This window comes from Pseudomonas sp. LAM2023, from assembly GCF_016620375.1.
GTDB lineage: Bacteria > Pseudomonadota > Gammaproteobacteria > Pseudomonadales > Pseudomonadaceae > Aquipseudomonas > Aquipseudomonas anuradhapurensis.
Genome location: NZ_JAENHV010000036.1, coordinates 781,733 through 793,811, shown reverse-complemented (window position 1 = coordinate 793,811; position 12,079 = coordinate 781,733). Strand labels below are relative to the sequence as shown.

10 protein-coding genes are annotated in these 12,079 nt (G+C 64.2%); 7 read left to right on the top strand and 3 right to left on the bottom strand.

What is annotated here, in order from left to right; genetic code table 11:
- Positions 1 to 150: 150 nt before the first annotated feature.
- The 4 genes from purB to JKP78_RS23125 all read left to right on the top strand — a co-directional run bounded on the left by purB (position 151) and on the right by JKP78_RS23125 (position 5,389).
- Complete coding sequence (purB, locus tag JKP78_RS23140; protein WP_170030578.1) at positions 151 to 1,521, top strand: adenylosuccinate lyase; 1,371 nt, start codon at positions 151 to 153, stop codon at positions 1,519 to 1,521.
- An 81-nt stretch (positions 1,522 to 1,602) separates the two neighbouring features.
- A complete protein-coding gene (locus JKP78_RS23135) occupies positions 1,603 to 2,769 on the top strand; it encodes a ribosomal protein uL16 3-hydroxylase (protein ID WP_200627750.1) in 1,167 nt (388 codons plus the stop codon).
- Complete coding sequence (locus JKP78_RS23130) at positions 2,762 to 3,190, top strand: GNAT family N-acetyltransferase (protein ID WP_170030582.1); 429 nt, start codon at positions 2,762 to 2,764, stop codon at positions 3,188 to 3,190. Before JKP78_RS23135 ends, JKP78_RS23130 begins: the two co-directional genes overlap by 8 nt.
- Before the next feature lie 228 nt (positions 3,191 to 3,418).
- Positions 3,419 to 5,389, top strand: coding sequence for a DNA topoisomerase III (locus tag JKP78_RS23125; protein WP_200627936.1), 1,971 nt, complete (start codon positions 3,419 to 3,421; stop codon positions 5,387 to 5,389).
- 30 nt (positions 5,390 to 5,419) lie between these two features.
- On the opposite strand, the gene JKP78_RS23120 is transcribed toward JKP78_RS23125, so the two are convergent.
- Positions 5,420 to 6,937, bottom strand: a complete 1,518-nt coding sequence (locus tag JKP78_RS23120; RefSeq protein WP_200627749.1) for a lytic polysaccharide monooxygenase — start codon at positions 6,935 to 6,937, stop codon at positions 5,420 to 5,422.
- On the opposite strand from JKP78_RS23120, the gene JKP78_RS23115 reads away from it, so the two are divergent.
- From JKP78_RS23115 to JKP78_RS23105, 3 genes are all read left to right on the top strand, one after another.
- Complete coding sequence (locus JKP78_RS23115) at positions 6,936 to 8,225, top strand: NAD(P)/FAD-dependent oxidoreductase (RefSeq protein WP_200627748.1); 1,290 nt, start codon at positions 6,936 to 6,938, stop codon at positions 8,223 to 8,225. The two genes, JKP78_RS23120 and JKP78_RS23115, sit on opposite strands and share 2 nt — an antisense overlap.
- Before the next feature lie 168 nt (positions 8,226 to 8,393).
- On the top strand, positions 8,394 to 9,224 hold the full coding sequence (locus JKP78_RS23110) for an alpha/beta fold hydrolase (protein ID WP_186686983.1): 831 nt from the start codon (positions 8,394 to 8,396) through the stop codon (positions 9,222 to 9,224).
- 200 nt (positions 9,225 to 9,424) lie between these two features.
- Positions 9,425 to 10,204 (top strand): TSUP family transporter, encoded by a 780-nt coding sequence (locus tag JKP78_RS23105; RefSeq protein ID WP_170030592.1) that lies wholly within the window; start codon positions 9,425 to 9,427, stop codon positions 10,202 to 10,204.
- A 130-nt stretch (positions 10,205 to 10,334) separates the two neighbouring features.
- On the opposite strand, the gene nudC is transcribed toward JKP78_RS23105, so the two are convergent.
- A complete protein-coding gene (nudC, locus tag JKP78_RS23100) occupies positions 10,335 to 11,165 on the bottom strand; it encodes an NAD(+) diphosphatase (protein ID WP_170030594.1) in 831 nt (276 codons plus the stop codon).
- Between the two features lie 36 nt (positions 11,166 to 11,201).
- Positions 11,202 to 12,014: a crotonase/enoyl-CoA hydratase family protein gene (locus JKP78_RS23095; RefSeq protein ID WP_170030596.1), complete on the bottom strand. Its 813-nt coding sequence runs from the start codon at positions 12,012 to 12,014 to the stop codon at positions 11,202 to 11,204.
- Positions 12,015 to 12,079: the final 65 nt, after the last annotated feature.

The following is a 12,079-nucleotide window of genomic DNA, read 5'->3' as shown; positions in this document are numbered from 1 at the left end:
AAAGGGCTGCGCAGCAGCCCCGGAGTTGCCGCCCTAGCACAGATTGCCGGGGCCGCTGCGCGACCCTTTCGCGACACAAGGCCGCTCCTACAGGCAAAATTCATGTATGATATGCGCCCTTCCAAAAGCCTGACTGTCCGAGAACACCCCATGCAGCTCTCTTCGCTCACTGCGGTTTCCCCTGTAGACGGCCGTTATGCCGGCAAAACCCAGGCCTTGCGCCCCATTTTCAGCGAATTCGGCCTGATCCGTTTCCGCGCCCTGGTCGAAGTGCGCTGGCTGCAGCGCCTGGCCGCCCACCCGCAGATCGGCGAAGTGCCGGCGTTCTCCGCCGAAGCCAACGCCCTGCTGGACAGCCTGGCCACCGATTTCAAGCTTGAGCACGCCGAACGCGTCAAGGAAATCGAGCGCACCACCAACCACGACGTCAAGGCGATCGAATACCTCCTCAAGGAGCAGGCCGCCAAGCTGCCTGAGCTGGCCAAGGTCAGCGAGTTCATCCACTTCGCCTGCACCAGCGAGGACATCAACAACCTGTCCCACGCGCTGATGCTGCGTGCCGGCCGCGACGACGTGCTGCTGCCGCTGATGCGCCAGATCGCCGACGCCATCCGCGCCCTCGCCCACGCCCATGCCGACGTGCCGATGCTGTCGCGTACCCACGGCCAGCCGGCATCGCCGACTACCCTGGGCAAAGAGCTGGCCAACGTGGTGTACCGCCTGGAGCGCCAGATCGCCCAGGTTGCCGCCGTGCCGCTGCTGGGCAAGATCAACGGTGCCGTGGGCAACTACAACGCCCACCTGTCGGCCTACTCGCAGATCGACTGGGAGCAGAACGCCCGCGCCTTCATCGAAGACGAGCTGGGCCTGCAGTTCAACCCGTACACCACCCAGATCGAGCCGCACGACTACATCGCCGAGCTGTTCGACGCCATCGCCCGCTTCAACACCATCCTGATCGACTTCGACCGTGACGTGTGGGGCTACATCTCGCTGGGCTACTTCAAGCAGAAGACCGTCGCCGGCGAAATCGGCTCGTCGACCATGCCGCACAAGGTCAACCCGATCGACTTCGAAAACTCCGAAGGCAACCTGGGCATCGCCAACGCGCTGTTCCAGCACCTGGCCAGCAAGCTGCCGATCTCGCGCTGGCAGCGTGACCTGACCGACTCCACCGTGCTGCGCAACCTGGGCGTGGGCTTTGCCCACAGCGTCATCGCCTACGAAGCCAGCCTGAAAGGCATCGGCAAGCTGGAAGTCAACGAAGCCCGCATCGCCGCCGACCTGGACGCCTGCTGGGAAGTGCTGGCCGAACCGATCCAGACCGTAATGCGCCGTTTCAACATCGAAAACCCCTACGAGAAGCTCAAGGAGCTGACCCGTGGCAAGGGCATTACCCCGGAAGCGCTGCTGACCTTCATCGATGGCCTGGACATGCCAGCCGAAGCCAAGGCCGAGCTCAAGCAGCTGACCCCGGCTACCTACATCGGCAACGCGGCAGCACAGGCCAAACGCATCTAAGCTGACCGTCGCGTTCAACGCCCGGCCTGGCCGGGCGTTTTTATTCGCGGACGAAAATGACATTTTTTCAATAGGTTGAACATGAATCCTGATACTCCACTGCAGCTGCTCGGCGGCATCTCGGCCCGCGAATTCATGCGCGACTACTGGCAGAAGAAGCCGCTGCTGGTGCGCCAGGCCTTCCCGGACTTCATCAGCCCGATCGACCCCGACGAGCTGGCCGGCCTGGCCCTGGAAGAGGAAGTCGAGTCGCGTATCGTACTGGAACACGGGGCGCACCCGTGGGAGCTGCGCCGCGGCCCGTTCAACGAAGACACCTTTGCCGAGCTGCCGGAAAAGGACTGGACCCTGCTGGTGCAGGCCGTGGACCAGTTCGTCCCGGAAGTTGCCGAACTGCTGGAAAACTTCCGTTTCCTGCCGAGCTGGCGCATCGATGACGTGATGATCAGCTTCGCTGCCCCCGGCGGCAGTGTCGGCCCGCATTTCGACAACTACGACGTGTTCCTGCTGCAGGGGCATGGCCAGCGCAACTGGAAGATCGGCCAGATGTGCAGCAGCGACAGCCCGCTGCTGGAGCACGCCGACCTGCGCATCCTCGCCGCCTTCGAGCAGAGCGAAGAGTGGACCCTGGAGCCGGGCGACATGCTCTACCTGCCACCGCGCCTGGCCCACTACGGTGTGGCGGTGGACGACTGCCTGACCTACTCGGTCGGCTTCCGGGCCCCCAGCGCCGCCGAGGTGCTGACCCACTTCACCGACTTCCTCGGCCAGTTCCTGCCGGATGAAGAGCGCTACAGCGATGCCGACGCCCAGCCGGCCAGCGACCCGCACCAGATCCAGCACGACGCGCTCGACCGCCTCAAGGCCCTGCTCGACAAGCACATGAGCGACAAGGACCTGCTGCTGACCTGGTTCGGCCAGTTCATGACCGAGCCGCGCTACCCGGAACAGATCGTCGGCGAAGACCTCAGCGAAGAGGAACTGATCGACGCCCTTGAACAAGGCGCCATCCTGATCCGCAACCCGAGCGCCCGCCTGGCCTGGTCCGAGTTCGAAGACGACCTGCTGCTGTTCGCCAGCGGCCGCAGCTGCCCGCTGCCGGGCAAGCTGCGCGAGCTGCTGAAGCTGGTCTGCGCCGCCGACGCGCTGCACATCGACAACCTGGCCGAGTGGCTGCAGGATGAAGACGGCCTGATGCTGGTACAGCAGCTGGTCAAACAAGGAAGCCTGGGATTCGCCAATGAATAAGATTCATGTGCGCCTCGCCGACTGGCACAAGGACAACGCCGACATCCGCCGTATCCGCGAAGCGGTGTTCATTGCCGAACAGCACGTACCACCGGAGCTCGAGTGGGACTCGGATGACCCGACCGCCGCGCACTTCCTGGCGCTGGAAGGCGACTACCCGATCGGCACCGCCCGCCTGCTGCCGGACGGCACCATTGGCCGGGTCTCGGTACTGAAGGACTGGCGTGGGCTGAAGGTGGGTGACGCGCTGATGAACGCAGTCATCGCCGAAGCGCAGAACCGCGACCTGAAGCAGCAGATGCTCAGCGCCCAGGTACATGCCACGCCGTTCTACGAGCGGCTGGGCTTTCGCGTGGTCAGCGAGGAATTCCTCGAAGCCGGCATCCCGCACGTGGACATGGTGCGCGATTCGCGCGCCTGATGCTTGACCTGCACCGGCCTCTTCGCGGGCTTGCCCGCTCCCACAAGGACCCCACAGATATTGATATCTGCGCAGTACCTGTGGGAGCGGGCAAGCCCGCGAAGAGGCCGGCACAGCAAAACATATCTCCCCTGACAAAAACCTGTACATCCATCCAGATAAAACTTGCCTCCGCGCGCTCGCTTGCGCATCCTATCGCCCATCACTCTCGATGAAGCGTTCCCGGCCATGCGCCTGTTCCTCTGCGAAAAACCCTCCCAGGCCAAAGACATCGCCAAAGTGCTCGGCGCCAACCGCAAGGGCGACGGCTGCTGGCAAGGTACCGACGTCTGCGTGACCTGGTGCATCGGCCACCTGCTGGAAACCGCCCCGCCCGACAGCTACGACGAACGCTACAAGCGCTGGAACCTGGCCGACCTGCCGATCATTCCGGAACAATGGAAGATGCTGGTCAAGCCCAAGACCGCCAGCCAGTTCAAGGCGGTCAAGCGCCTGCTTGGCGAAGCGCGGGAGCTGGTGATCGCCACCGACGCCGACCGCGAGGGCGAGATGATTGCCCGCGAACTGGTCGAGCATTGCCGCTACCGCGGCCCGGTGCAGCGCCTGTGGTTGTCGGCACTGGACGACGCCTCCATCCGCAAGGCCCTGGCGCGTCTGCTGCCGGGCCACGAAACCTTCAACCTGTACCACTCGGCGCTGGGGCGCTCCCGCGCCGACTGGCTGATCGGCATGAACATGAGCCGGCTGTTCACCTTGTTGGGCCGCCAAGCCGGCTACCAGGGCGTGCTACCGGTGGGCCGGGTGCAAACACCAACCTTGCGCCTGGTGGTCGACCGCGACCGCAGCATCGCCGACTTCGTACCGGTGCCGTTCTGGGCCATCGACGTGCAACTGGAACATGCCGGCCAAGGCTTCAACGCCCAGTGGCGCGCGCCCGAAGACGCCTGTGACGACCAGGGCCGCTGCCTGAAACAGGACCTGGCACGGCAGGCCGCCGCCGACATCAACCAGGCCGGTAGCGCCCAGGCCGTAAAAGTGTCCACCGAGCGCGTACGCGAAGCCGCGCCACTGCCCTTCGACCTGGGCACCCTGCAGGAACTCTGCTCGAAAAAGTTCGGCCTCGGCGCCCAGGAAACCCTCGACATCGCCCAGGCCCTGTACGAAACCCACAAGCTGATCACCTACCCGCGCAGCGACTGTGGCTACCTGCCGCAAAGCCAGCACGGCGAGGCGCCGGCCATCCTCGCCGCCCTGCAACGGGCCGATGCCAGCCTGGCAGCGCTGCAGCCCCACCTGCAGCCGCAGCGCCGCTCGCGGGCCTGGAACGATGCCAAGGTCAGCGCCCACCACGGCATCATCCCGACCGCCGCCGCCAGCGACCCATCGCGCCTGCCGGCCAAGCACAAGGCGGTGTATACGCTGATCCGCGCCCGCTACCTGGCGCAGTTCCTGCCCAATCATGAATATGACCGCACCCAGGCCGACTTCGACTGCGCCGGCCATGCCCTGCGCGCGGTGGGCAAGCAGATCGTCGAACCCGGCTGGCGCCGCGCCCTGCCCGAGGCACTGACCCCGGCCAAAGGCCGCGAGGCGCCGCCGGCCCAGGTACTGCCAGCGCTGCGCGAGGGCCAGGACTGTGCAGTGCAAGGCCTGCAACTGAAAGACCTGTGGACCCAGCCGCCCAAGCCGTTTACCGAAGGCGACCTGATCAAGGCGATGAAGAACGTGGCCAAGCTGGTGGATGACCCGCGGCTGAAACAGAAGCTCAAGGAAACCACCGGCATCGGCACCGAGGCGACCCGCGCCAGCATCATCCAGGGCCTGCTCGACCGTGGCTACCTGGTAAAAAACGGCAAGGCCCTGGCCGCCACGCCTGCAGCCTTCAGCCTGATCGACGCCGTGCCCCGCGCGATTGCCGACCCCGGCACCACGGCAATCTGGGAGCAGGCGCTGGACATGGTGCAGAGCGGCGAAATGTCCCTGGAAGAGTTCGTCGCCCGCCAGTCGGCGTGGATGGGCAAGCTGGTGGAGCGCTGCAGTGGCATGCGCATCAGCATCAGCGGGCCGCCAGTGGGCAAGGCGGCGCCGTGGAAGAAGAAACGCCGCAGCGGTGGCGGCAAAGGCAAAAGCGCAGCTGGCTCGGCCAAGGCCAGCGAAGGCAAACCAAGGCAGGGCCGGCGCAAGGCGGCGGCGAAATGAGCCGCCGCCTTGCCGGTTGCAGCCCCGCGCTCAGTTATTCATGTGCTGCCAAAGCGCCGCAGCCGCCCCTGGCGCCCAATCCTCGGAGAGAGACTGGTGCGCTTGCCTGCAGCGCCAGTCAGCGCCGACATGGCTGACAAGGTCGCCACTGGCGTAATCCTGGTGCAGTCGCCAGGCAGGGTAATCACTTTTTCCGGCAGTTCTGACCGAGAGGTTGTTGCTCGGAGCGGAAACCTTGCCCTCCCCATCAACCGCCACGACCTGGTAACCATATAGCGTGTCCGGCTGCAGGCCACCATCGGTATGTTCAGTCCTGTCACCGGCGATGCTGGCCACCTGCTGGGCATCACGATAGAGCTCGTAGCGATTGATCGGGCTCGCACCGCTTGAGCTCCCCCACATCAGGCGGATGCTGTCGACAGCCTGCCCCATCGAGTGCAGATCTTTAGGCGCGCTGGGCACGCCACCTTCGCCCAGTGTACGCACGACGATGGGGGCCGAAGGCTTGGAGCTCGCACCCGTGCTGTCAACTGCGCTGATGGAATAGCGGTAGGTCGCGTCCGCCAGCACCTGGTCGTCATCCCAGTGCGTGATGGGGGCAGGCACGACGAACGTGTCGATACCATCACGGCTCAGCAGATAGCACTCGATGGGTTGCGCACCACTCGATGGCTCCCAGCTCAAAGAAACCTTCTTGTCGGTCACCTCATCGGCTTTAAGGCCCATCGGTACGCTCGGCCGGTCATCACCGTCGCCCGGCAGGAAGTCGAGATCGACCACGTGGTAGAAGGCGTTGCCCGTGTCCGCCACTTCCCACACCGCGAGCAATACGTGATAACCCTCGCGCGCGGGTAGCTGCAATGCGTGGGTGGTCGGATTGCCGGGTTTCATCTCTTCGTCATACGCCCAGTACGGCTGCAATTCGATCAGTTCCGTGTGGAAAGGCTCGGCCTCGAACTGATCGCGAGCCAGTACCTTGGCACTGTCCCAATCCGGTTTGGTGATGAAATAGTTATAGCGACGCGTTCTATGATTGGCGGCAAAATACCAGGAGATGTCCAGGGTATCCCCGCTACGGACTTCGTGTTTGCTCCAGTGGTCGCCGGGCTGGTCGAGCACCATCCCGGTCGCCTGATTGGCACTGGCAATTTTGCCGTCCGGTGGCGGCAGCAGGTTTTTCGGGTCGTCCTTGGCGAATGGATCCGTCAGGCCAGCTTGCGTCTGCGGAAAGAACTTGCCTGCTTCGCGCTGATTCAGCGCACCTTCATCCAGCATGCCTGCTTGCCAGGCAAAGTAGGCCCGCGATGCGGGGGTAAACACATGGCCATGTCGTGGCGTGACAGGCCCGCGGAGCGAATTTTGTTCAGCTTGATTCATCGTTGGTTCCTTGAATGGATGGTCGTATTGGCCAAGGCCATTTGTAAGGATTGTCGATGCCCGGAGATACACGTAGATCTGACAGGCGGGCAGGGTTTCCCGGATAACATGAAAATTTCCTGATATATTTTCATGAAAAACATCACAATAATTTTCATGAGGTTCCGGCATGTTCAAGCAGTCCGCCCAGCACATCGCCACGTACTACGCCCAGACCTACCCCGCCAGCATTCCACTGCACCCTAGCCTGCAAGGCCGCCACGACACCGAGGTGCTCATAATCGGCGCCGGCTTCAGCGGCCTCCACACCGCCCTGCGCCTGGCCTTGGCTGGCAAACGCGTAGCCCTGCTGGAAGCCAGCCGCGTGGCCTGGGCCGCGTCCGGGCGTAACGGTGGCCAGGCCTTGCTCGGTTGGTCGTGCGACATGCCACCCTTGGAAAAGGCCCTGGGCCTTGAACGCAGCCAACGCCTGTGGGCCAGCATGTGCTGGGCGGCCGACGAAATGCGCGAACTACCGCAGCGCCATGGCTTCGACATCGACTACCGGCCAGGCAGCCTGTGGGCCGCCGTGATGCCACGCCGGGTGAAAATGCTTGAACAGGCCTTGCACGAGGCTGAACACAAATGGGGCTACGACGCCCTGCGCCTGATCGGCCGCGACGAGCTGCAGCAATGGATCGACAGCCCGCGCTATCAGGCCGCGTTGCATGACGCCAAGGGTGCCCACCTCAACCCGCTGAAGCTGGCCCTGGGCCTGGCCGACACCATCGAGGCTGCGGGCGGGTGCATCTTCGAGCAAAGCCAGGTGCTGAGCTACACGCCGAGTGGCAACGGCTACGTGGCACGCACCAGCGGCGGCGAGGTACGTTGCGACGTGCTGGTGCTGGCCTGCAATGCCTACATCGACCGGCTCGATCGTAACCTGTCGCGGCGCTTGTTGCCGGTCGGCTCCTACCAGGTCGCCACCGCGCCATTGGATGCCGACTTCGCCCAGTCGCTGCTGCCACGCAACAGCTGCGTGATCGACACCCAGTTCGTGCCCGACTACTTCCGCCTCACCCCGGACCACCGCCTGCTGTTCGGCGGTGGCTGCACCTACCTGGGTGGTATTCCCAGGGACGTCGCCAGCGCCACCCGCCCCTACCTGGAGCGGGTGTTCCCGCAATTGGCCGGTGTGGCCATCGATTACGCCTGGGGCGGCCATATCGACTGCAGCATGCAGCGCACCCCGGACGTCGGCCGTGAGGGCCAGCGTTACTGGTTGCAAGGTTTTTCCGGGCATGGCGTGTTGCCTACCCTGGCCGCGGCGCGAGCGGTGAGTGACGCCATCCTCGGCGACGACGACCTGCTGGCACTGTACCAGGGCATCGACAACGGCCGCTTCCCAGGCGGCGACCTGCTGGCCGCCCCGCTGGAAGCCGCCGCCAAGGCCTGGTATCGCATGCGTGACCGCGTCTGAGGCATTTTCTGTCGCCTGTGCAGTCAGGGCTTGATCTCCGCCCATGTTCTGTGGGAGCGGGTTCACCCGCAAAGAAGCCTGCACAGGCGACACTAATTACCGATACCCGCCAAAATCCCTCCTATGCTCAATAGCTCCCTTCGGTGCCTGCACACAGGAGACACGACGATGAGCTATGTAACCACGCAGGACGGCGTACAGATCTTCTACAAGGACTGGGGCCCGCGCGATGCGCCGGTCATCCACTTCCATCACGGCTGGCCGCTGAGCGCCGATGACTGGGACGCGCAGATGCTGTTCTTCCTCGCCCAAGGTTACCGTGTGGTCGCCCACGATCGCCGTGGCCATGGCCGCTCCAGCCAGGTCTGGGACGGCCACGACATGGACCACTATGCCGACGATGTGGCGGCAGTGGTTGCCCACCTGGGTATCCAGGGCGCCGTGCATGTCGGCCATTCGACCGGTGGCGGCGAAGTGGTGCGCTACATGGCCCGCCACCCCGGCGACAAGGTCGCCAAGGCCGTGCTGATCGCCGCCGTACCGCCACTGATGGTGCAGACAGCCGCCAACCCGGGCGGCCTGCCCAAGTCGGTGTTCGACGGCTTCCAGGCCCAGGTCGCCAGCAACCGTGCGCAGTTCTACCGGGATGTTCCGGCTGGGCCGTTCTATGGCTACAACCGCCCCGGTGCCAAAGCCAGCGAAGGTATCATCGGCAACTGGTGGCGCCAGGGCATGATCGGCAGCGCCAAGGCCCATTACGATGGCATCGTGGCGTTTTCCCAGACCGACTTCACCGAGGACCTGAAGGGCATCAGCCAGCCGGTACTGGTGATGCATGGCGACGATGACCAGATCGTGCCGTATGAAAACGCCGGGTTGCTGTCGGCGAAGCTGCTGCCCAACGGCACGCTGAAGACCTACAAAGGCTACCCGCATGGCATGCCGACCACCCATGCCGATGTGATCAATGCCGATCTGCTGGCGTTTATCCGTAGCTGATGTGATCGCCTGCACCGACCTCTTAGCCGGTAAACTCGCTCAACAGGTACTGCACAGGTCTTGAAATGTGCACGTAACCTGTGGGAGCGGGTTTACCCGCGAAAGGGCCGGCACTGGCAACCCATACACCTCAGGATTAACATGTTTCCCTTCCAGCGCGGCCCCTTGCCGCCCCTTGCCTCCCTGCCTGCCAAGAAACCATGCCCTTCGAACTCACCGTAGAACCGCTCACCCTGCTGATCCTGGCGCTGGTCGCCTTCATCGCCGGTTTCATCGATGCCATCGCCGGCGGCGGCGGCCTGCTCACCACCCCCGCATTGCTTACCGCCGGTATGCCACCGCACCTGGTGCTGGGCACCAACAAGCTCAGTTCCACATTCGGCTCGGCGACGGCGGGTTTCACCTACTACAAGCGCAAGCTGTTCCACCCGGCGCAATGGCGCCCGGCATTGTTCGCCACCCTGACCGGGGCCCTGCTCGGCGCAGTGATCGCCCACTACATGCCGGCCGAATGGCTGAACAAGATGCTGCCGGTAATCGTCTTCGCCTGTGGCGTCTACCTGTTGTTCGGCGGCACGCCCAAGGCACCGCTCGATGCCGACGCCCCGATCAGGAAGAAATGGCAGCTGCCACAAGGCTTCACCCTGGGCTTCTACGACGGCGTGGCCGGCCCGGGCACCGGGGCGTTCTGGACCGTCAGCACCCTGCTGCTGTACCCCATCGACCTGGTGCGCGCCAGCGGTGTGGCGCGCAGCATGAACTTCGTCAGCAACATCGCGGCGCTGACGGTATTCATCATCTCGGGGCAGGTGGACTATATCGTTGGCCTGTGCATGGGCCTGTCGGTGATGGTCGGCGCCTTCTTCGGTGCACGCACGGCGATCAGCGGCGGCAGCAAGTTCATCCGCCCGGTGTTCATCACCGTGGTGCTGGCCTTGACCGTGCGCCTAGCGTGGCAGCACTGGTTCGGCCAGGCCTGATGGGCTGTGATACCCCTGCTTACCGGCCCTATCTGCGCGAGAAATGTCCTCCGTCGTCGTTGCAGGACTTGGCAATGGAATGACCATTGCCTGCGCCCTGCGCCTAATCGGAGAACATTTCTCACTGCAGCTAGGACGGGAAAGCAGGGATATCACAGCCCAGCCGCCGTGCAACGTAGAGGTCGATGAGGTAGCGGGCGATGGAGCGCCCGGCCGGCAGCGGCGGCAGGTCGTGTACGCTGAACCACCTGGCGTCCTCGATTTCGTCCGGCTGCATGACGATATCGCCCCCGGCGTATTCGGCATGGAAGCCCAGCATCATCGAATGTGGGAATGGCCAGCACTGGCTGCCCACGTACTGGATGTTCTGCACCTCCACCGCCACTTCCTCACGCACTTCGCGCACCAGGCAATCCTCCGCCGACTCACCCGGTTCGGCGAAGCCTGCCAGGGTGCTGTACACCCCGCTGACAAAGCGCGGCGAGCGCGCCAGCAGGATCTCGTCACCACGGGTCACCAGCACGATCATGCTCGGCGAAATGCGCGGGTAGCTGCGCAGGTCGCAGGGCTGGCAGTACATCGCCCGCTCCCAGCGGATCTGCGTCATCGCCTGGCCGCAGCTGCCGCAGAAGCGGTGCTCACGCGCCCAGGTGCCGATCTGGGCGGCGTAGCCCAGCACCTTGTAGGTGTCGAAGTCGCCTTCGAGCATGAACGCACGCAGGCCACGCCAGGCACAGCCGGGCACCTCGGTGGCGCGGCGCAGCTCCAGCAGGAACACCGGCTGGCCATCGAAATGGCCGATGCCGTGCTCGCCGAGCACATCCAGGTCCTGGCGCTTGAGCCAGTCGCGGGAGAACAGCGCGCCGTTGGCGTCCACCAGGAACCCTTCCGGGCTGCGGGCCACGGCCAGACCCCCGGTGATCTGCGGGTCGAGTACTGCGGTAGTCCAGCGTGCTGACATGTCGGGGGATCCTTTACTGCGCGTCCCCCGGCCTGATCAGTCGGCGAACGTCGGTTTCTGTTTGCTCATGTGCGCCGCCACGGCCACGCGCAGGTCTTCGGACTGCAGCATCGCGGCGTTCCAGGTGGCGATGTACTCCAGGCCATCGTCAATGCGATGGTCACGCATGTAGCTGAGCATTTGCTTGGTGCCGGCCACGGCAATCGGTGATTTTGCGGCAATCTCGCGGGCAATGGCAAAGACCCCGTCCAGCAGCGCAGCCTGATCATCATAGACCCGGTTGACCAGGCCGATGCGCAGCGCCTCTGCGGCCTCGACATTGCGCCCGGTGAAGGCCAGCTCACGCATCATGCCGTCACCGATGATACGAGGCAAACGTTGCAGTGTGCCGACATCGGCAGCCATGCCCATGTCGATCTCCTTGATCGAGAATTGCGCGTCGTTGCTGCAGTAACGCATGTCGCAGGCCGCGATGAGGTCGATGGCACCGCCGATGCAGTAGCCCTGCACGGCGGCCAGCACCGGCTTGCGGCACTTGTCCACGGCATTGAACGAGGCCTGCAGGCGTAGGATGGTGCTGCGCAGGAAGCGCGCGTTGCGCCCCACATCCTTGCCCATCTGGCCCGCCAGCGAGGCCAGCATCATCAGGTCGATGCCGGCGGAAAAATGCTTGCCGGCGCCGCTGAGCACCACTACCCGCACCGCGTCGGTATCGTCGACCCACTGGAAGATGTCGATGATCTCTGCCCAGAAGGCGGCGTTCATCGCATTGACCTTCTCCGGGCGGTTGATTTGCACGTGGGCAATGTTGTCGGTCAGTTCGACCTTGAATGCGCTGTACTCGGTCACGGGCGGCACTCCTGGGAGTAAAAGGTTCATGCCACGGATGGTAACCCAGCCCGATGGCCGCGCTT